19 protein-coding genes are annotated in these 20,658 nt (G+C 60.9%); 11 read left to right on the top strand and 8 right to left on the bottom strand.

Annotated features, from left to right (window positions below; genetic code table 11):
- From CKALI_RS11905 to CKALI_RS11915, 3 genes are read left to right on the top strand one after another with little or no spacing between them, the layout of a single operon-like run.
- Complete coding sequence (locus CKALI_RS11905; RefSeq protein WP_156193552.1) at nucleotides 1-753, top strand: thiazole synthase; 753 nt, start codon at nucleotides 1-3, stop codon at nucleotides 751-753.
- A complete protein-coding gene (gene moeB, locus CKALI_RS11910) occupies nucleotides 746-1,867 on the top strand; it encodes a molybdopterin-synthase adenylyltransferase MoeB (protein ID WP_231580474.1) in 1,122 nt (373 codons plus the stop codon). Before CKALI_RS11905 ends, moeB begins: the two co-directional genes overlap by 8 nt.
- A gap of 9 nt (nucleotides 1,868-1,876) precedes the next feature.
- Nucleotides 1,877-2,581, top strand: a complete 705-nt coding sequence (locus CKALI_RS11915) for a hypothetical protein (protein WP_156193553.1) — start codon at nucleotides 1,877-1,879, stop codon at nucleotides 2,579-2,581.
- A gap of 2 nt (nucleotides 2,582-2,583) precedes the next feature.
- On the opposite strand, the gene CKALI_RS11920 is transcribed toward CKALI_RS11915, so the two are convergent.
- On the bottom strand, nucleotides 2,584-3,339 hold the full coding sequence (locus tag CKALI_RS11920) for a phosphatidylethanolamine N-methyltransferase family domain-containing protein (RefSeq protein WP_156193554.1): 756 nt from the start codon (nucleotides 3,337-3,339) through the stop codon (nucleotides 2,584-2,586).
- Between the two features lie 43 nt (nucleotides 3,340-3,382).
- On the opposite strand from CKALI_RS11920, the gene CKALI_RS11925 reads away from it, so the two are divergent.
- Nucleotides 3,383-4,246, top strand: a complete 864-nt coding sequence (locus CKALI_RS11925; RefSeq protein WP_156193555.1) for an SDR family NAD(P)-dependent oxidoreductase — start codon at nucleotides 3,383-3,385, stop codon at nucleotides 4,244-4,246.
- On the opposite strand, the gene CKALI_RS11930 is transcribed toward CKALI_RS11925, so the two are convergent.
- Complete coding sequence (locus tag CKALI_RS11930; protein ID WP_269076366.1) at nucleotides 4,239-4,682, bottom strand: VanZ family protein; 444 nt, start codon at nucleotides 4,680-4,682, stop codon at nucleotides 4,239-4,241. The genes CKALI_RS11925 and CKALI_RS11930 overlap by 8 nt on opposite strands.
- Nucleotides 4,683-4,726: 44 nt before the next feature.
- The gene (locus tag CKALI_RS11935) at nucleotides 4,727-6,157 is read right to left on the bottom strand and encodes a succinic semialdehyde dehydrogenase (protein ID WP_407643771.1); all 1,431 of its coding nucleotides are present in this window, start codon (nucleotides 6,155-6,157) and stop codon (nucleotides 4,727-4,729) included.
- Between CKALI_RS11935 and CKALI_RS11940 the strand changes: the two genes are divergently transcribed.
- Nucleotides 6,141-6,884: an SDR family oxidoreductase gene (locus CKALI_RS11940; protein ID WP_156193558.1), complete on the top strand. Its 744-nt coding sequence runs from the start codon at nucleotides 6,141-6,143 to the stop codon at nucleotides 6,882-6,884. The genes CKALI_RS11935 and CKALI_RS11940 overlap by 17 nt on opposite strands.
- On the opposite strand, the gene CKALI_RS11945 is transcribed toward CKALI_RS11940, so the two are convergent.
- A complete protein-coding gene (locus CKALI_RS11945) occupies nucleotides 6,881-8,236 on the bottom strand; it encodes a glycoside hydrolase family 1 protein (RefSeq protein WP_156193559.1) in 1,356 nt (451 codons plus the stop codon). The genes CKALI_RS11940 and CKALI_RS11945 overlap by 4 nt on opposite strands.
- A gap of 19 nt (nucleotides 8,237-8,255) precedes the next feature.
- A complete protein-coding gene (leuS, locus tag CKALI_RS11950) occupies nucleotides 8,256-11,081 on the bottom strand; it encodes a leucine--tRNA ligase (RefSeq protein ID WP_156193560.1) in 2,826 nt (941 codons plus the stop codon).
- 113 nt (nucleotides 11,082-11,194) lie between these two features.
- Here leuS and fic point away from each other — a divergent pair, with 113 nt between their 5' ends.
- From fic to CKALI_RS11965, 3 genes are all read left to right on the top strand, one after another.
- On the top strand, nucleotides 11,195-11,803 hold the full coding sequence (gene fic, locus CKALI_RS11955) for a protein adenylyltransferase Fic (protein WP_156193561.1): 609 nt from the start codon (nucleotides 11,195-11,197) through the stop codon (nucleotides 11,801-11,803).
- Nucleotides 11,804-12,177: 374 nt separating this feature from the next.
- The gene (locus tag CKALI_RS11960; protein ID WP_156193562.1) at nucleotides 12,178-15,657 is read left to right on the top strand and encodes an indolepyruvate ferredoxin oxidoreductase family protein; all 3,480 of its coding nucleotides are present in this window, start codon (nucleotides 12,178-12,180) and stop codon (nucleotides 15,655-15,657) included.
- Between the two features lie 162 nt (nucleotides 15,658-15,819).
- A complete protein-coding gene (locus tag CKALI_RS11965; RefSeq protein WP_156193563.1) occupies nucleotides 15,820-16,218 on the top strand; it encodes a Rieske (2Fe-2S) protein in 399 nt (132 codons plus the stop codon).
- Nucleotides 16,219-16,278: 60 nt separating this feature from the next.
- On the opposite strand, the gene CKALI_RS11970 is transcribed toward CKALI_RS11965, so the two are convergent.
- Both CKALI_RS11970 and CKALI_RS11975 read right to left on the bottom strand, forming a co-directional pair.
- Nucleotides 16,279-17,679 carry an FtsX-like permease family protein gene (locus CKALI_RS11970; protein WP_156193564.1) on the bottom strand — a complete coding sequence of 467 codons (1,401 nt, stop codon included), beginning with the start codon at nucleotides 17,677-17,679 and terminating at the stop codon, nucleotides 16,279-16,281.
- Entirely contained in the window at nucleotides 17,676-18,371 is a 696-nt protein-coding gene (locus CKALI_RS11975) for an ABC transporter ATP-binding protein (protein WP_156193806.1), read from the bottom strand. The genes CKALI_RS11970 and CKALI_RS11975 overlap by 4 nt, the downstream gene beginning before the upstream one ends.
- Before the next feature lie 102 nt (nucleotides 18,372-18,473).
- Between CKALI_RS11975 and CKALI_RS11980 the strand changes: the two genes are divergently transcribed.
- Nucleotides 18,474-19,160 carry a sensor histidine kinase gene (locus tag CKALI_RS11980; protein ID WP_156193565.1) on the top strand — a complete coding sequence of 229 codons (687 nt, stop codon included), beginning with the start codon at nucleotides 18,474-18,476 and terminating at the stop codon, nucleotides 19,158-19,160.
- Entirely contained in the window at nucleotides 19,157-19,804 is a 648-nt protein-coding gene (locus CKALI_RS11985; RefSeq protein WP_156193566.1) for a response regulator transcription factor, read from the top strand. Before CKALI_RS11980 ends, CKALI_RS11985 begins: the two co-directional genes overlap by 4 nt.
- A gap of 33 nt (nucleotides 19,805-19,837) precedes the next feature.
- Here the strand turns inward: CKALI_RS11985 and CKALI_RS11990 are convergent, their stop codons facing one another.
- The gene (locus tag CKALI_RS11990; protein WP_156193567.1) at nucleotides 19,838-20,329 is read right to left on the bottom strand and encodes a hypothetical protein; all 492 of its coding nucleotides are present in this window, start codon (nucleotides 20,327-20,329) and stop codon (nucleotides 19,838-19,840) included.
- Nucleotides 20,330-20,348: 19 nt separating this feature from the next.
- Here CKALI_RS11990 and CKALI_RS11995 point away from each other — a divergent pair, with 19 nt between their 5' ends.
- Complete coding sequence (locus CKALI_RS11995; protein ID WP_197079715.1) at nucleotides 20,349-20,645, top strand: ArsR/SmtB family transcription factor; 297 nt, start codon at nucleotides 20,349-20,351, stop codon at nucleotides 20,643-20,645.
- Nucleotides 20,646-20,658 lie beyond the last annotated feature (13 nt).

The raw sequence follows: 20,658 nt of genomic DNA on the forward strand, positions 1-20,658 counted from the left end.
ATGGAATTCTTGCAGAAATCTCGCCTCATCATGGGCACCGGTGGCGCCACATCCATGGACACGCTCGAACGCGCGCTCATCACCTCCGGCACCGCACTGACCACCGTGGCGATGCGCCGCTTCAACCCAGCCACAGGCATGGGCATCTTCGACCTGTTGCGTCGCAACAACATCCAGGCGTTGCCGAACACCGCGGGCTGCTACTCCGCCCGCGACGCCGTCCTCACCGCCGAGCTCGCCCGCGAGGCGCTAGAGACGAACCTGATCAAGCTGGAAGTCATCGCCGACGAGGACACCCTGCTACCCGATGCCATCGAACTGCTCGACGCCGCAGACCAGCTGGTAGCCAAAGGTTTCGAGGTGTTTGCCTACACTAATGACGATCCTGCACTAGCCCGCCGCCTCGAAGATGTAGGTGTGGCAGCGGTGATGCCTGCGGGCGCTCCGATCGGCACCGGACTCGGCATCCTGAACCCACACAACATCGAGCTCATCGTGGAACGGGCAGACATCCCGGTCATCCTTGATGCGGGCATCGGCACCGCCTCCGATGCTGCGCTGGCGATGGAACTGGGCTGCGACGCCGTGCTGCTTGCCACCGCAGTCACTCGCGCCCACGACCCGGAGAAGATGGCATCCGCGATGAAGCACGCCGTGATCGCAGGACGCGAAGCCTTTGAAGCTGGGCGAATCCCGAAGCGCCGTCTCGCGCAGGCCAGCTCGAGTATGGAAGGACGCGCTGAATTTGGATAAGCAGACTGACGGATTCACTCCTCAAAGGATGGTCTCCATAACCAAATCCGACACGCTCTCCCCTGAGGAGCGCCTGCGCTACGCCCGACACTTGACGCTCCCAGGGGTCGGGGAGCAGGGCCAGCTCAAGCTAAAGGACGCAAAAGTCCTGGTCATCGGCGCGGGCGGGTTAGGCTCACCGATCTTGAACTACCTCGCCGCTGGTGGCGTCGGCCATATCACCGTGATTGACGATGACGTGGTGGAAGAATCTAATCTGCAGCGTCAGACCATCCACCGCATGTCGGACATCGGCCGTCCGAAGGTCGATTCCGCGGTCGACGCCGTCGAACGCCTCAACCCGTTTGTCCAGGCCACGGGCATCAAGGATCGTCTCACACCAGACAATGCCATTGAGCTGTTCACAGCACACGACCTGGTCATTGACGGCACCGACAACTTCGCCACCCGCTACCTGTCCAATGACGCCGCCGAGCTGACCCGCACCCCGCTGGTGTGGGGCACAATCATGCAGTTCGAAGGCCAAGTGTCAGTGTTTGACCCGAATCAGGGCCCGATGCTCCGCGACCTGTTCCCCGACATCCCACCCGCCGATGCCGTACCGAGCTGCGCCGTCGGCGGCGTCTTTGGTGCACTCGCGGGACAGATCGGATCCATGTTGGCCATTGAAGCAATCAAGCTGATCACGGGTGTGGGAGTTCCGGCCTTCGGCAAGCTTGTGCTCGTGGACGCCTTGACCACCTCGCAGCGCACCTTGACATTCACCAAAGACCCGGACCGCGAGCCCGTGACCAGCCTGAGTCACATGGCCGAGGTGTGCGCGGATGCCATACCGGTGCCGACCACAGTTGAGCCGCAGGGCGCGATCATTGACGTGCGTACCCCGGAAGAGACCGCGGAAGGCATCATTCCCGGCGCGATCGAAATCCCGCTGGCCCGGATTGAAGAGGAAGGCTGGGCGGCTCTCGCGCCATATGTGCAGGACACGACCACAATCTATTGCCGGTCCGGTGTGCGCTCTGAGCAAGCGATCAAATTGGTTCGGGAGCACACCGATGCCGAGCTGCTGAATTTGCAGGGCGGATATGTAGCGTGGAGCGCTCGCCACGCTTAGTATGACCTTGTGAAAAGGTTTGGCGTACTTCTGGCGGCCACGCTGAGCTTGTGGCTGGCACCTGCCGCGCAGGCTGAGCCAGCTTCCTCCGTGGAAACCAGTGCTGACCTGCTCAGTTCAAGTGGAGCCGGTTTCGGCTTGTCTTCGGACCTCAGGATTCCGGTAACAGCCTTTGACCCCGAGGGGACGGTTGTGCCCGTGTTGGTGGGCTCCAGCGAGTATTCCGGCCCAACGGTCTTCACGCAGCAAGGTGAACCAACGAAGTACTTCCTGGAATTGTTCCAAGATGGCACGCTGCACCTGGTGGCGCGGGACCAGGACGGGTTGGCGGTGAAGCTCGCGCCCGATTTCACTGCGAATACGGACCGGCCGTCGTCGACAGGCACCGTCCCAGTCCCGGATGACTATGTATACGATCCTTTCGCGCTGCACCCAGGTTTTCACGACTATTGCACAACATCCCCCAATTTCTATGTGACGCCAGAGTTGAACGCGGATTTCCGCGGGGCCTGCGCAAATCACGACATGTGCATGGAAGACATGCTGCTGTTTGAGTACGGCTACGGCTGGTGCAACACGGCGTTGCTATTGGATATCCGCGATGTGTGTACGTCTGTGTACACCGGCGAGTTGGAGCGACATCGTCAAGGATGTTTGGACACCGCGGACGTATACTACTCTGCGGTGACGCTGGCCCATTGGCGCAATCTGTAGCGCTACCAAATTCCGGGTATCAGTACGCGGCGCTCGCGTGGGTAGTCCGGGAAATGCTCGAAGTACCAGCGCTGGTTACTCCGCGCGCGGGGGATCAAGTTGGCGCACGTCCAGATGGCGAAGGTGAGGCCGGAGAGACTCCAAGTGAGCAGTGCAAATCCGATCCATTCCAGGATCTCACCCAGCAGATTGGGGCTGGTCACCCAGGTAAACGCGCCACCGCGAGGAATTGAGTAGCCGGTTTCTCCAGGTTTACGCAGATTGATCAAGATATTGTCGCTGTGCCAGTTGAGCGCCATGGCACTAAAGAAGATGACGATGCCGATCAGGAACCGCGGATCCGTGAGCCAACTGTCCGCGCGGCTCAGCGTGGTGAGGTCGGCGCCGATGAAGAAGCCATTCACGGTATTGAAGGTCATTGACATCAACATGACCGAGAGAGGCATGGTTTTGCCCTTCGTGCGGGTGCGCCACGGGTAGATCAGCGCCCGGTTCACATAGTGAAAGGTGAGCAGGCTGGCAAAAATCCAGGTGCTCACACCGATGTGGTTGCTGGTGGTCAGGAAGGTGGCGTAGAAGCTGATCAGCACCACGCTTTCCATGAGAAACCACGCCAATTGGTTGGGAATGCCAGGGCCCCAACCGGCGCGCGAACGACGTCCGTATGGCGCATCGACGAACCACAGTGCGATGAGCGCCACCACGGCAACCCCGAGCCATGCGAGCATGGCGTACGCCAGAAACGTCGAAGAGATCACATTCCCAGCTTAAGCTACTGTGTGTATTCGAAAGGAGGCATGGATGTCTCGATCATCTTGGTCTCTACGCGAGGCTCCTCCGATCAAAGGGGAAACCTGGCTCATCACGGGGGCAACCAGTGGCCTGGGCTTATCGACGGCACGGGCGGCCGCGGCTCACGGGGCCAGGGTCATTCTCGCGGTGCGCAATGTGGAGCGCGGTCGCCTCCTTGCTGCAGAGCTCGGCAACGCCGAGGTCGTCCATCTGGAGCTGAGCGACTTAAGCAGCGTGCGCCGCGCTGCGGAATCAGTGGGCGAGATCGACGTGCTGATCAACAACGCCGGCAGTTCCACCATGTCGCGCAGAGAGACCAGCGACGGCTTCGAGTGGCATCTGGGAGTGAACCTCCTTGCGCCGTTTTTGTTCACAAATTTGGTGCTTGACCGGGTAAAACGCCGCGTCGTTGTCGTGGTCTCTGTCATGCATCGCTTCGGTTCGATTGATTTTGCAGATCCGCATTTTAGGCATCGCAAGTGGAGCACAGTGTCGGCCTACAGCCAATCCAAGCTGGGCGATGTGTTGTGGGCACACGAGCTTTCTGATCGGTTGGCTGCTGCTGGCAGCAGCGTCGATGTGCAGATGGCGCATCCCGGGTGGGCCAATACTGCAGTGGGTAACCCGACTCGAACGAAGCTTGGCAAGTCTGTGGTGCGCGTGGCGGGAAAGGTGTTGGCCAATCCCACCGACATTGCTTCACTCACCACTCAGTTCGCTGCCGCCGAAGAACTCGCGCCAGCGAGCCTGATCGGACCCGCTGGCTTCGGCCAATTACGCGGATTCCCAACGTTAGTCGAGCAGTCACCAAAGGTGTTTGACCAGGCATTGACCCGGTGCCTGTGGGACTTCGCAGAGTCCGAAACTAGCTGAACCGCAGGAGTCCCAGCACGAGCATGCTGACGGCTGCCGTGAGAATAATGGCCGTGCGCTTCCGGATCCTGCGGTGACTCACGATGGTCGCGCCGATCCACGCGCCGACAACGTTCAAGATCAGGTCGTCGATATCCGAAAAGCCAAGGCGGAAGACGTACTGGGCGGTTTCGATGGCCAGGCTCACCCCGCCCGCGATCCAGAGGGTGCGTCGCCGCGGGAACGGTTCGAATTCGAGCAACATGACCACGAGCAGGCCGAAGGGCACGAAGAGCGCCACGTTGAAGATTAGGTTGGTGATCGAGCCCCACCACGGGGTGCTGGTGAAGAAGTCCTCGAACGGGATGAGCTCAAGTTTGCGCACCCGGTGCGCCCGACTGCTCCACAGCGGGTAGAGCTCGAAAAAGGGTTTGCCGACAGTGACCACGGCCAGCACCAAGCAGTACAGGCCGAGGACGAATGTTGTGATTCGGCGGGCAGCTATAAGAACTTCCTCCCCAGTTTCAGCGCGGTGCTCATCACCTGCGCATACGTTTCGCGTTCCACGATCTTCCCGCCCGAAATCAATACCAGGCGCTGCTCCGCCACGGTACGCGATTCAGTGAACTTCAGCAGGCCCTCCACGCCGTGCCTGCGTCCCAGCCCGGACGCCTTCCAGCCACCCATCGGCGCATCGATCGAGGCCCACGCCGCGGCGAAGCCCTCGTTGATGTTCACGGTGCCGGCGTGCAGGCGGCTCGCGATGCGACGGGCCACGCTCGGCTTTGCGACGACCGACGCATTGAGGCCATAGTCCGTGTCATTCGCCCTGGCCACAGCCTCATCCATGGAGTCCACGGTCTCGAGGTAGACGAGGGGTCCGAATACTTCCTCGCGCTTTACTCGGGCGTCTTCAGGCACGTCCACCAGGATCGTCGGCTGGTACAGCCTGCCCTCGGGCGGTATGCCGCCGGCCAGGACGCGAGCTCCCTTAGCTACCGCATCTTCGACAAACTCGTGGACCTTGGTGGCATGTTCTTCGCTGATCAGGATGCCCATGTCGTATTCCCAGCCGCCAACGCCGACCTTCATCTCCTGCGTGCGCTTAACAAAAGCCTCGGTGAACTCCTGGGCAATGGCCCGGTGGACATAGATGCGCTCAATGGAGATGCACAGCTGTCCGGAGTTCGCGAAACACGCTTGCGCTGCCACTTCCGCGGCCTTCGCCAGGTCTGCCGATTCGTCCACGATCAGCGGGTTCTTGCCGCCCAGTTCCGCGGAGTAACCGATCAAGCGCTCACCGGCAATAGCACCGAGCTTGCGACCGGTGGCCGTGGAGCCGGTGAACATCAGATAGTCGCAGTTATGCGCAATGGCTTGCCCCACGGTCGCGCCCGACCCCGGAACCACCTGGAACAGATCGCGTGGCAGGCCTGCCTCGAACAGCATCTCAGCAGCAAGCAGGGCAGTCTCCGGTGTCTTGGAATCAGGCTTCAGCACCACCGCATTTCCGGCTAGCAGCGCCGGGATCGCATCCGACATTGTCAGCGACAACGGATAGTTCCACGGAGATATTATTCCCACCACCCCAACGGGATCGCGTTCCACCACGGTGCGCGTCAGCACCGGCAGCGCGCCCTTCTTCCGGCGGGTCTTCAAAGTCTTCGCGGCGATGTGCGCGTAGTGTCGGGACGTGATTGCCACGTCCAGGACCTCGTCAAATGCGTGGCCGCGGGCTTTACCGGTCTCTTTTTGAATGACGTCGAGAAGCTCGCTCTGGCGCGCCAACACCGCGTCGTGATAGCGCAGGAAGATCTTCGCTAGCTCCCCAGTGGTGGGGCGATTTCGTTGGGCGCGGCGCGCGGTTTCTAGGATGTCGCTGAAGTCCGTCATAGCCCCGAATATAGTCGCGGATATGAAATCAATCTTTATCTCCGGCGCCGCCCAGGGAATTGGCCGCGCTGTCGCCGAACGTTTCCTCGCCGAAGGCTGGATGGTCGGCGCCTACGACATCGCCCCCGTGGAGTACGAACACGAGCATCTCATCACCGGGCTTATCGACGTCCGTTCCCCCGAATCCTGGTCCGCAGCGCTCGCCGACTTCGCCGCGCACACCGGCGGGACGATTGACGTGGTGGACAACAACGCCGGCATCATCGTGGCGGGCAATATTGCCGATCTGTCTCCGGAGCAGGTCAAGCGACAGATCGACATCAACTGCACCGGCGTAGTCTTGGGCGCGCAGGCCGCAAAGCCTTATCTCAAGCGCGGATCGCAGCTGGTCAACATGTCCTCAGCTTCCGCCACCTACGGGCAGCCGGGTATCGCGACGTACTCGGCATCGAAGTTCTTCGTTGCCGGACTCACCGAGGGCCTATCGCTGGAGTGGGCCCGCGACGGCATCCGCGTGGTAGCGATCTGGCCGCTGTGGGCTCGCACGAACCTGGCCAACAACAGCGCAGCCTCCATCAAGCGCCTGGGTGTCAACATCACGCCGGAAGAAGTCGCCGAGACTATCTGGAAAGCGACCCACCCGAACCTGCTGACCCGTGGCCGCATTCATTGGACCGTCTCCACCGCGGATACCGTGCTGTTCTACGCACGTCGCTTGGCGCCGAACCGGGTGGCGCGACAGATCACGCGATTGCTCGCGGGCTAGAGCACCTCACCATTGCTCGCGATGACGTCGCGGTACCAGTAGAAGGACTTCTTCCGGGATCGCTGCAGAGTGCCGGTGCCGTCATCGTCGCGATCGACGTGGATGAATCCGTAGCGTTTGCTCATTTCCGCCGTCGAGGCGGAGACGAGGTCAATGCATCCCCAGGAAGTGTAGCCGATGAGGTCAACGCCGTCGGCAAGCGCCTCACGCACGGCCTGTAGATGCGCGCGGTGGTAGGCAATGCGGTAGTCGTCCTCGAGGTTTTCATCGCGGGCACCTAGCCCGTTTTCGACGATGAACAGGGGTTTTTGCCAGCGATCCCAGAGTTCGTTGAGGATGTAGCGCAGCCCGCCCGGGTCGATCTGCCAGCCCCATTCGCTGGTTTCAAGGTACGGGTTGCGCACGCCGCCCATGAGCTCGCCGCCGCTCGCCTCGCCGTCGCCCTCGCACACCGAAAGGTAGTAGGAAAAGGAGACGAAGTCGACCGTGTGCTGCAGCTTTTCGACATCCCCGGCCGTGATCTCGAGTTCAATTCCTTTATCGCGTAGGTAGCGCTTCAGGTATCCCGGGTACTGGCCTCGCACGTGGACGTCGCCAAACGCAAGGTCACGTTGGGTGGCTTCCTGGGTCTTGCGGATGTCGTTCGGATGCGGAGTGAGCGGGTAGCGGGGAATCGCGAGAATCATGCAGCCGACCTTGTTGTCCGGGTCGATCTCATGGGCGATCTGAGTGACGCTGCCGCTGGCCACCAGCTCGTGGTGAATCGCCTGGTAGCGCTCTTGTTCACTCGGGTTGCCCTCGATTCCGCCGTTCAGGAATGGTGCGTGCAGGATTGAGTTGATCTCGTTGAAGGTCAGCCAGTACTTCACGCGCCCGCGGTAGCGTTCCATGACGGTTCGTGCGTAGCGCTCAAAGAAGCCGATGAGTTCACGGTTGCGCCAGCCGCCGTATTGGCGAGCAAGATGCAGCGGTGTCTCGTAGTGACTGAGCGTCACTAAGGGCTCAATTCCGTATTTCTCCAGCTCAGTGAGCACGTTGTCGTAGAACTGGAGGCCTTCCTCGTTGGGCTCTGTTTCGTCACCGTTGGGGAAGATGCGCGACCAGGCGATGGAGAATCGGAAGACCTTGAAGCCCATTTCCGCGAAAAGCTTAATGTCCTCGGGATAGCGATGGTAGAAGTCGATGGCGACTTGCTTGAGGTTGTCCGGCGTCGGCCCCGCGGTGGGCGGGGTTTTTAGGCCATGGGGGAGCACATCCTGGATGCTCAGCCCCTTGCCGCCCTCCAGGTAGCCGCCCTCGATTTGGTTGGCGGCGGTAGCGCCGCCCCACAGAAAATTCTCGGGGAAACTCATGTCCCCGAGAATACTCCCGCTACTTAACCACCAGGTTCACCATGCGACCAGGCACGACGATCTGCTTCACCACGGTCTTGCCGTCGACATGAGCGGCGACTGCGTCCATGGCGGCTGCAATGACTGCGTCCTGGGCAGCGTCGGTAGCCACCATGATGCGGCCGCGGACCTTGCCGTTCACCTGAACTGGCAGTTCGATCTCGTCGTCAACCAGGTACTTCTCTTCGAAGCCTGGGAACTCGACGTAGGTGACGGTTCCTTCGTGGCCAAGACGTGCCCACAGTTCTTCGGCCACGTGTGGCGCGATAGGGGAGAGCATGACCACCAGTGGCTCGATAGCAGCGCGTGGGGCACCACCGTTGTATGCCTTGGTCAGGTAGTTGACGTACTCGATGAGCTTGGCGACGACCGTGTTGAGGCGCAGCTCCTGGTAGTCCTCCGTCACTCCCGCGATGGTGCGGTGGAGGGACTTCTTGTCGTCCTCGGTGAGCTCGCCTTCGGTAACGATGAGCTCGCCCGTCTCTTCGGAGATGGCTAGGCGCCAGAGGCGCTGCAGGAAGCGATGCGCACCGACCACGTCCTTGGTTGCCCATGGGCGGGACGTGTCCAGTGGGCCCATGGCCATCTCGTAGACGCGGAGAGTGTCTGCGCCGTAGTCATCGCAGATCTCGTCAGGGGAGACGGAGTTCTTAAGGGACTTGCCCATCTTGCCGTATTCCTGGGTAACCTCTTCGCCCTGGTAGAAGAACTTTCCGTCCTTCTCTTCAACCTCGGCGGCCGGGACGTAGACGCCACGGGAGTCGGTGTAGGCGAAGGCCTGGATGTAGCCCTGGTTGTAGAGGCGTCGGTAAGGCTCGACGGAGGTGACGTGGCCGAGGTCAAAGAGGACCTTGTGCCAGAAGCGGGAGTACAGCAGGTGCAGCACCGCGTGCTCGACGCCGCCGACGTAAAGGTCTACGCCGCCGCAGTCGCCGTCGAACTGGGGGCCGGTCCAGTAGCGCTCGTTCTCAATATCACAGAATGCGTCAGCATTCTGTGGGTCGATGTAGCGCAGCTGGTACCAGGAGGAACCTGCCCACTGTGGCATGACGTTCGTGTCGCGGGTGTACTGCTTCGGACCGTCGCCGAGGTCGAGTTCCACGTTGACCCACTCGGTTGCCTTAGCCAGCGGTGGCTGCGGCTCAGAGTTGGCGTCTTCTGGGTCGAAGGAGACTGGCTTGTAGTCCTCTACCTCTGGCAGCTCGATCGGGAGCATGGATTCTGGCAGGGCGTGGGCGATTCCGTCTTCGTCGTAGACCACTGGGAATGGCTCGCCCCAGTAGCGCTGGCGTGCGAAGAGCCAGTCGCGCAGCTTGTACTGAATCTTCTCTGCACCTAGGCCTTTTTCTTCAAGCCAAGCGATCGTCTTCTCGATCGCATCGGCCTTGTTCAAACCATTGATGTCGAGAGAGTCATTAGCAGAGTTGACGGCTTCGCCGGACTCGGTAAAGGCCTCTACCTCGACGTTTCCACCCTTGACAACCTCAACGATTGGCAAGCCAAATGCTTTGGCGAACTCATAGTCGCGCGTGTCATGGGCTGGAACGGACATGATCGCGCCTGTGCCATAGCCGGTGAGCACGTAGTCCGCGATGAAGATCGGGACCTCTTCGCCAGTCACTGGATTCACGGCGTAGGTGCCGAGGAACACGCCGGTCTTTTCCTTGTTTTCCTGGCGTTCCAGGTCGGATTTCGCAGCGATGGACTTCTTGTAGGCGGCAACGGCTTCAGCTGGGGTGTCCTGACCATTGGTCCAGCGCTTATCGACGCCGTCGGCGTAGGTAGGCGCGGTGAGGGCGTCGACAAGCTCATGCTCTGGAGCGAGCACCATGTAGGTGGCGCCGAACAGGGTGTCCGGGCGCGTGGTGAAAACGCGCAGCGGGCCGGCAGGGGAGGTGAAGTCGACTTCGGCGCCGCGGGAGCGACCGATCCAGTTGCGCTGCATGGACTTGACTTTGTCAGGCCAGTCGAGGAGCTCGAGGTCATCGATGAGGCGATCCGAGTAGGCAGTGATGCGCATCATCCACTGGGATAGCTGCTTGCGGAAGACCGGGAAGTTGCCGCGCTCGGACTTGCCGTCGGACGTGACCTCTTCATTAGCCAGTACCGTGCCCAGGCCCGGGCACCAGTTAACCATGGAGCTCGTGCGGTAGACCAGGCGATATGCGTCGACAGCCTCGGCCTGCTCCGCCTTAGTGAGGGTGTTGTATTTACGGCCGTCCTTGGTCAGGCGGGTGCCCGCTTCGAACTCTGCGATCAGCTCTGCGATCGGGCGAGCCTTCTTCACATCTGGGTCGAACCAGGAGTTAAAGATCTGCAGGAAGATCCACTGCGTCCACTTGTAGTATTCGGTGTCCGTGGTGGCTACCGCGCGACGCTTATCGTGCCCCAGGCCCAGGCGGCCCAGCTGACGCTCCATGTTATCGATGGATTCCTGCGTCTTAATACGCGGGTGTGTACCCGTCTGGATCGCGTACTGCTCGGCAGGCAAGCCGAAGGCGTCATAACCCAGTGTGTGCAGCACGTTCTTGCCGAGCATGCGGTTGTAGCGTGCGAAAACGTCCGTAGCGATGTAACCCAGCGGGTGGCCGACGTGCAGGCCAGCTCCGGAAGGGAAGGGGAACATGTCCTGGACGAAGAGTTTGTTCTCTGGGAGCTCCTTGTTTGGCTCCGCGAGAGCGCCCACCGGGTTCGGCGCATTAAAGGTGCCGTTCTCGCGCCAGAAGCCCTGCCACTTAGTTTCAATATCGGCAGCCAGCGGGGCGCCATAGCGGTGCTGAAGGGTGTTTTCGCCTGGGTTTGTCATGCGTAATAGTGTACTGCCTTGCCCTTTCGACGGCGCGGTTGGGTTTAGGGTTCCAGCAGGTGGGATTGCATGGCGGTGCTTTCCAGTAAACACAAGCGATTAGGCTGAGTCACATGCCGAACAACCTCTTGGGCCTCACCGATGGAGTGGCGTTGGCACGTGAGGAAGAGCGCCTGACCAAGATTCGGGCAGTCGAACTTTTCGACCGCGAGCTTTTGAACGAGCACACCCCAGGAACATTTGAGTGCTTGAGGTTCATTCATCAACACCTATTTCAAGATGTGTATTCATTCGCCGGTGAGATCCGCAGCGTCGATATTTCAAAAGGCGGATTTCGCTTCGCCTCCGTGTTCTACCTGCCAGCCGCTTTGGACGCTATAGATGCAATGCCACAATCAAGCTTCGACGAGATCATCGCAAAGTATGTAGAGATGAACATCGCCCACCCATTCCACGAAGGTAACGGTCGCAGCACTCGGATTTGGCTTGATCACGTACTAGTCCAGTCTTTGAGGCGAACTGTCGATTGGAGCTTGGTGGACAAGCAGGACTATCTGCTTGCAATGGAACGTAGCCCGGTGAAAGATCTCGAAATCAGATCACTGCTCGGCGCAGCGCTGACCGGAGGAGTGCCAGATCGAGCAGCCTTTTTAGAGGGTATCGACGCGAGCTACCGATACGAAGGGTTCGGCACCTATCGTGCTGTAGACCTCGGAAAGTGAATCGCCCCGTTAACTCCCGAATTGGACTCTCCTTTCATGATTATCTGCTGATTGCCGGTTGTGCTTTCTGTCTTCAGTAATGAACCCGATATTTCAAGCATTCTCGACGCCCGCCCCAAATTTCTTTGTTCCACAAGTTAACCCAGCAAACCACGCGCACACAAAACCCACCCAGTAAAGCAATGGTCACCTATCAGCGCTGTTCAGAAGTTGAAAACTTAGCAAATCACACCCCGAACGCGCCCAGAAAATAAGGCCTGAAACGCTATGGCCTGGATCACATTCATAGGTTAGAGTGCAACCACAACAGTGACCCCCGTCACTTTCTTGAACACGGCTTCACCCATAAGCCCTAACGCAAGGAATGGTGCACCATGACCTCCGTAATTGATCCGTCCCGGCCGTCGAAAAGCCAGAAAAGCTCGACAAGCCCAGGCAACCAAACCAGCAGCTTTTCCCTCGAAGACCGCTACACAAAAGAGCAGGGCACTATCTTGCTCGGCGGTATTCAGGCGCTCGCCCGCATGGTTCGCGACCGCGCTGCGCTCGACCAGCGACTCGGCCTGAACACGGCCTCGTTCATTTCCGGCTACGAGGGCTCGCCGCTGGCCGGCTACGACCTCGAACTCGCAGGCAAGGCCAAGAAGTTCCTGGATCCTTACAACGTCAAGCACCAGCCGGCCCTCAATGAGGAAATCGGCGCCACCTCCGTCATGGGCTCCCAGATCGCCCAGCTCAAAGCGGGTATCGACGGCGTTGTCGGCTACTGGTACGGCAAAGCACCCGGCCTCGACCGCGCTAGCGACGCGTTGCGCCACGCCAACATGATCGGCACCAACAAAAACGGTGGGGCAGTGGCCATCGTCGGTGATGATCCCGGCGCGAAGTCCTCCACCGTGCCATGTGCCTCCGAGATGGAGCTGGCGGACATGTACATGCCGATCCTCTACCCTGCGGATTCCCAAGACATCCTTGACCTGGGTATTCACGCCGCCCTGATGTCCCGCACCTCGGGCCTGTGGACTTCCCTGAAGATCTCCGCGCACGTGGCCGACGGTTCCTCCACGGTCAACCTCACGCCTCTCAACCCGAACTTCGGTGACCTGGGGGAGAGCCCGCATGTCCCGAGCGGCCACCTGCTGGGCAAGAACCTGCTGGATCTGGAACGCTCCCAGCTCGATGTCCGCATGCCACGCGCCGTCGAGTACGCGCGCATCAATGGCCTGAACAAAATCACCACCATGACCGGGGATGACCGCATCGGCATCGTCGCCGCAGGTAAGACCTACCTAGACGTCTGCTCCGCACTGCAGCGCATGGGATTGACCGAAGAGGATCTGAACCGACGCGGCATCCGCCTGATGAAGCTCGGCATGGTCTACCCGATGGAGCGCGAGGCGCTCTACCGCTTTATCGACGGCCTAGACGAGGTCATCGTGGTGGAGGAGAAGCGCGACTTCATCGAAACGATGATCCGCGAGATCCTCTACGACTACCCGCACACCCCGAACGTGCGCGGCAAGACGAACGAGGACGGCTCGGTACTGTTCTCCCGCTTCGGCGAGCTGGACATTGACTCCGTCACCAAGGGTCTCGCGCATCGCCTGGGCAAGGTGCACCACGTCGAGGCGGCCGAAAAGTGGCTGGATAGGCCACAGCCACGCACGAAGATCTCACTTCCTATCGCTACCCGCACCCCGTACTTCTGCTCGGGCTGCCCGCACAACTCTTCCACCAAGGTGGCGGAAAACTCGCTGGTCGGTGCAGGTATCGGTTGCCATGCAATGGTCTTGCTTCAGCCAGAGAGCCAAGTCGGCAACGTCGTCGGCGTGACGCAGATGGGTGGCGAGGGTGCGCAGTGGATCGGCATGTCCCCATTCGTCGAGCAGACCCACTTCGTCCAGAACCTCGGCGACGGCACCTTCGACCACTCCGGCTCACTCGCCGTCCGCGCCGCTGTGGCATCCGGCGTGAATATCACCTACAAGCTGCTGTTTAACGGCACCGTCGCCATGACCGGCGGTCAGGACCCGGTCGGCGGCAAGAACCTCCGGGAGACCCTGGAAGTCCTTAAGGCCGAGAAGGTCGCGCGCATCGTAGTCACCACCGATGACGTCCGCACCACCCGCAAGCAGGTGCCGAAAGGCATCGAGGTGCGTCACCGCAATGAAATGATCGACATCCAAAAGGAGCTGGCCGAGGTCCCCGGCGTCACGGTCCTCGTCCACGACCAGCACTGCGCCGCCGAGAAGCGTCGCAAGCGCAAGCGCGGCCAGTTCGAGACCCCTGACCAGCGCATCATGATCAACGAGCGCATCTGCGAGGGCTGCGGCGACTGTGGCGACAAGTCCAACTGCCTCTCCGTCCATCCTGTGGACACCGAATTCGGGCGGAAAACGCGCATCGACCAGTCGACCTGCAACCTCGATTTCTCTTGCCTCGAAGGCGACTGCCCGTCCTTCATGGCAATCTCCGGCATCTCCAAGGTCAAGAGCCTCACCGCCCCTGCTCTGTCCGGCGCAGACCTGCCAGACCCGGAGTTTGCCCAGGTCACTGACTCTTATGGCATCCGCATTACCGGTATCGGCGGCACCGGCGTGGTCACTGTCTCCGCGGTGCTCGCCACTGCAGCGCTTATCGACGGCCTCACCGCACGCACCGTGGACATGACCGGCCTCGCCCAGAAGGGCGGCGCGGTTGTCTCCGATGTGAAGCTGTCCGCGGGCACCGTGAATCAAGCTGCGAAGATCGGCACGGGCGAGGCTGACCTGTACTTGTGTGCCGATGGTTTGGTGGGCGCGGATAGTAATCATTTGAAGGTGGCATCGCCGTCGAGAAGCGTTGCTGTTCTTTCCACCGCGAAGGTCCCGACCGGCGAGATGGTCAAGGACGTTAAGGTCGGTTACCCGGCGCTGGATGACATTTCCTCCCGCATCGCCGCGGCGTCCAAGCGACTCGTGCAGCTGAACCCGGTGGGCTTGACGGAGGAGCTGTTCGGCGACTCCGCCACCGCGAACATTTTCCTGGTCGGCGCTGCTTTCCAGACCGGCGCGCTGCCGATCTCCGCGGCTGCGATCGAGGAAGCAATCACCCTGAATGGTGTCGCGGTGGAGCGCAACCTGCAGGCTTTCCGACGCGGTCGTCAGGCCGTCGCCTACCCGGAAGCACTCCAAAAGACCCTGGATTCTATGCGCCCCGAGGAAAAGCCACAGCTGACTCACACGCTGGATGACATCGTGCGTCTGCGCGTCCTGGAGCTGCACGAATACCAGAACTCCGACTACGCGCACTCATACGTTGCGCTGGTCGACGAGGTCCGCCTCGCAGAGCAAGCTGCAGGTCACGGCACCACCAAGCTTTCCGAGGCGGTCGCTCGCCACCTGTACAAGCTCATGGCGTACAAGGACGAGTACGAAGTGGCGCGACTAGCCACCGATCCGGTGGTTTACAGCGACGTCGAGGCCGACTTTGGCCCAGATGCCCGCGTTGCCATCAAGCTGCACCCGCCGGTGCTGCGCGCTCTCGGAATGAACAAGAAGATCTCCCTGGGCCCATGGGCAAAGCCAGTCTTGCGTGGTCTGGCCGCCGGAAAGCGCCTGCGTGGCACGCCGCTCGATCTGTTCGGCATGACGGAGGAGCGTCGCATCGAGCGTGAACTGATCGCTGAATACCGCTCGTTCGTGGAGCAACTTGTGGCCAACATGTACAGCGATGTCACCCTGTCTTGGCTGGAGGAGGCCACCCGAGTGGCTGCCTTGCCAGACATGGTCCGCGGCTTTGGCGAGCTCAAACTCCGCAACGTGGCGACCTACCGCGAAGAGTTCGAAGCTGGGCGAAAGAAGTTGTTTGGCTAGTTCCTGAGCGTCGATCCCCCGCTAGTGTGTTGGCTTGAGTCACACCAGCGGGGGATCTTTCATGCTGCTATCCAACGGCACTTCATAGGGCTTCCCCATGCTGGGGATTCGTCATCAAGTTGTTGCCCTGCAAAAGTCCCAGGAACCAGCCATAATGGGTTTATGACCTGCTCACGGCGCATTTTTCTGTTGGGAACAGCCACCACCCTCTCCGGTGCGGTGCTGGCTGCTTGCTCTGCACTAGGGGAGCAGGAGCCGGAACCAGAGCACATCGCGAAGATGGAGTCCAAGGACATCCCAGTCGGTGGGGCAGTGGCCTTTGGCAACTTCTTCGTCGCGCAACCCAAGGAGGGCGTGTTCAAGGCTTACTCTGCCGAGTGCACCCACCAGGGTGGCACCGTGGAGATTTTCGAAAACGGCAAGGGGCGCTGCCGAGAGCACAACTCGACCTTTGACCTCGAGACCGGCGTTCCCGTGTGGGGCCCGGCGCGCGACCCGTTGGAACCAGCGAAGCTAACTAACCGTGGCAAGACGCTGTACCTGCAGGGCAAGGACGCCTAGTCTGGGCGGCTAGCTTATCGACGCCGATAGGCGCGGTTCCGGCTGGTAGGGGCTTAACACCTAATCATTCTTCCGCCCACCGGTAGTCAGTACCCGGCTGCGCAGCGGCTCCACCGCCACCAGTGCGATCAGCGTCAACGCCCAACCGGCCAGCAGGAAGATGGAGGCGTTGAGTGCACGAGCGGGAACATCCATGTCGCCAGCGCCGCCGAACATGGCGAACATAATGCCACCGCCGAGCACGAATCCACATAGGCTGACCAGCACGATTGGGCCCATGATCTGGAACGTGGCCACTACGAAGTGGAAGCGGCGCGGCACGCCTAGCGCAGAGAGCGCCCTGGTCAGCGATGCTGTTTCAAAGACGTCGGAAGCTTGTCCCAGCAGGGTAGCCACTGCGGCGATGATGAAGCCGATGACCAGCGTGATCATGACACCAGAGTTGAGATCGCGGAACATCATGCCCACTTCGGCATTTTCTTGAAACATGGTGGAAAACTCGTCGTTACCGCGAGGGGAAAGCACGAGCACACCAACAAGGACACCGTAAAACGCAGTAGCTGCGCAGCGCCGCCAAGCGGCCTTTCCATCGGTGAAGATCCGTCGCGTTGCTACAAAATGCTGGGTGCCTGGCAGCAACCCCATCAGGCGGAACCACAGCTGCAACACGAGCGGCATGCCGAAATTCAACACGGCCACCATGATGAACACCGCGATCCCCATTCCGATCAGAAATCCGCTCTCCGTTGACGGGGTCTGCAAGCGCAACCAGAAGAGCCCGCCGAAAATCGCAGCAAGGGTGATAGCGAGACGCCACCACTTGAGTGCTCTCGGGATTTCCCGGCGCGCCACACCAAGTGGCGAGACCATGACGCGCTGCATGCCGATAACGGAAGAGAGCACCGCGAGGGCAAGAAGAACCAGCGCTACCAGAATGTATCCCCACCAGGGTAAATAGAGATCTGTGGCCGACAGTCGGGACCCTTGAAAGCTAAAGCGCGCGCCAATCGGAGCTGTGAACACGGAAAGCAAGAAACCTAGTCCAATGCCGAATACTGCCTGCATACCGGTTTCAAAAGCCGTGATGCGGGTGATGTCACCCGAGGTGAGACCAATGAGGCGCAGCGCTGCCAGTCGGCGTTCTCGGCCTGAGGCGCCCAACACGGCAGCCTGCGAGGTCAGCGCGAAGATCGCAGGCACCAGGAACGCGCAGGCGATGAAGGCGAGTGCCACATAGGTGGTCAAGAGATCATCGTTTTGTCTGCTTTCATGAATTGGGACCGGTAACTGCAGGCCAGCAGCTTTGCGCTGCCAGAACATCCACGTACCGCCAGCGACAATGAAGGCGATCCAAGAACAGACGGTCAGCGAAAAGATCGCTAGACCAGACACCACGCCGGTGCCAGTGCGCGCCGCTAGTGAAGCCTTTTGCAGGTCCCACGACAGTTGCATCATCTTCATCGGGACACACCGCCCAAGACGCGGTCGTCGTGAATGATGCCGTCGCGGATTTCGATGCGGCGGTCCATCCAGTTCGCCACTTTCGCGTCGTGGGTCACCATGATGAGCGTGGTACCGCGACCAGTGACCAGGGTGGTGAGCAGCTGCATCATCTCATGGCCGGTGGCCTGATCCAGGGCGCCGGTCGGTTCATCCGCGAAGATGACAGCAGGCTCGGTGACCAGGGCACGAGCCACGGCCACGCGCTGAGCCTGACCGCCGGACATGTTGGCGGGGCGCCGATGAGCCAGCTCAGATAAGCCCAGCTGCTCGAGCAGCCCCAAGGCACGCTTTCGGGCAGTGCCGCGGGACACTCCAGACAGCATTGCGGGCAGAGCGATGTTTTCCGCCGCGGTGAGCTCCGGCAGGAGCTGACCGTCTTGGAAGACGAAGCCAAAGGAGCGCAGGCGTAGGCGAGAGCGCGCAGCGTCACCGAGTTGGGCGATGTCAGTGCCGTCGAAAAGCACGGAGCCGCTGGTCGGACGCAGGACGCCCGACATGCAGTGCAGCAGGGTTGATTTGCCGGAGCCGGAAGGGCCCATGATGGCGACCTTCTCGCCGGCGGCGATGGTGAGGGAGATACCGGACAGGACGGGTGCGCCACCGTAGGACTTGGTGACGTCATGCAAAGTGAATTGTTCCATGGCCCTCATTTCAGTCGGTCGCGCCAATAAGCAACATGGTGCAGGCACTGATTTCCACGGTAGTGCTAGGGCTACTGTGCTTCACGGCGTAGGCCACTAGGCTTAGAGGTTATGTGGTTCGGTCGTCGCAAAGCAGCAGGTGGGGAAGCGGAGGCTGTCGCTCGCATCGCGGAGCTCACCGCATCCCGGCGCGCGGTGGCGGACGCCTACGAGATTGAGCGGCGACGCATTGAGCGGGACTTGCATGACGGCGCACAGCAGTATTTGGTGGCGGCACTGATGAAGCTGGGGGAGGCCTCCCTCGATGCGACCGGGTCCGTTGCAGATCTCATTGAGGCGGCTCAGGCTGACGTCGCGCAGGGTTTGGAGTCACTGCGGGCGACGGTGCACGGGATTCATCCGCAGGTGCTGAGCGATCGCGGCTTGGTTGCTGCGGTGTCTGCGCACCCGACGGCTCCGGCGGTGGTCGCCCCCTACCCGTTGCCGGAACTTTCACCTAGCGTGCTGGCAGCCGGGTATTTCTTCGCGTCAGAAGCGCTCACCAATGCGGCCAAGTACGCCCCGAATGCACAGGTGTCGGTATTGCTGACGGCCGATGCGGATTTGCGGATTTCTGTGGTGGACGACGGCCCCGGCGGCGCTGTGATCAGGCCGAACGGCGGGCTAGCCGGAATGCGGGAGCGCCTCGAGGCCTTTGATGGCTCCCTAACGCTGTCGTCTCCCGTGGGCGGCCCTACCCGGGTCGTGGCCACTATTCCCTTGCTGCTTGACCGCGGCGAACCAGGAGTTGCCTCATGAACATCGTGATCGCGGACGATTCCGCACTGCTTCGCGAGGGCCTTGCCGGCCTGCTGGAGCGCCGTGGCCACACGGTCACCGGCCAGGCGGCCAGCGCCACCGAGCTGCTGCAGCTTTTCGACGCCCTCCCCACGCTTCCCGATGTCCTCATCACCGACGTTCGCATGCCGCCCAACATGGCCGACGATGGTATGAAAGCTGCGGTTTCATTGCGCGCAAACTACCCAAGTCTCGCAATCATGGTGCTGTCCCAGTATGTGGCTCCCGCTTACGCTGTGGACCTCTTTGCTGGCGCGACCACGGCTGGGACGGGGTATTTACTTAAAGATCGCGTGGCCGATGTCGCATCCTTTTTGCAGTCCCTAGACATCATTTCTCGCGGCGGCACGGTGATCGACCCAACCGTTGCTTCGGCACTGATGTCAGCTGGGCGCTCTGGGCTAGGGGAGCTGACCCCGCGAGAAAAGGAGGTTCTGGAGCTCATGTCGCGCGGGCTCTCCAACTCCGAAATCGCCGCTTCGCTAGTAGTATCCGGGGCGGCGGTGGCGAAACACGTATCCAATATCTTCATGAAGCTGCGGCTCCCGCCAGAGGAAGAAAACCGCAGAGTTAAGGCGATCTTGGAGTATCTGACGGCACTGTAGGCATCGATCCCCGATGTTTCACGTGAAACCTAGCTACACAGGCTGCTCCATATCCAACTCATCGAAACCCGAGGTAGGCAGCTCAGTGATATCGCTGACCCAGGAAGCACGAATCACCGGCAGCGTCGCCTGCAGCTGCACGGCTGGATCCGGAATCAGGGGCGGAGTGGGAGCCCGCCAGGGCCGGTAGGGGAAGAGCGCCTCACACCACGGCCCATACTCGCTGAGCAGCACGAGATCGCGCGGCGCAGTGAAGGTAATAGTGGCATAGCCTTTGGGTAGGTCATATTCCTCGTTGAGCAGCATGGTGGCGTCGATAAGCGCGAGCGGACCGTACCACGCCCAGATCGGCGGGTTGCCAGCGCAATCAATCCCGGCGCGCGCCATCTCACTCACCATGTCTCGGTAAGCGGGATCATAACTGACCGACAAGATCTGCGCCCAGCTGCCCCGCAGCTCGCCCGTGGCTTCAAGTGTGCGCACGCGGGTAAGCGGCTGGAAAGTTTTGAGCTGGATGCGGTCCATGACAACTAGACTATGGGATATGGACGACTTGCTACACCTCGGCGACGAATGGGCCCCGCTGTTCAAGCTCCTCGGCGACCCGACCCGACTGAAGCTGCTGCTCGCGATGCATTACCGAGGCCCAGCTGAAGCAACAGTCTCCGAGCTGGCCGAACTCACCGGCATCAAGACGGCCACCGCCTCAGCCGCGCTGAAGAACATGGAGGCTGCTGGCGTGATCAGCCCGGTACGTGACGGTAGGGAAGTGCGCCACCGCCTGGTAGATGATCGCATCCACGAACTCTTGCACCATTTGGGTGGCGGGCACGCCCACTAGCCACAGAAAAAGC

Origin of the sequence: Corynebacterium kalinowskii, assembly GCF_009734385.1 — a bacterium.
GTDB classification, from domain to species: domain Bacteria; phylum Actinomycetota; class Actinomycetes; order Mycobacteriales; family Mycobacteriaceae; genus Corynebacterium; species Corynebacterium kalinowskii.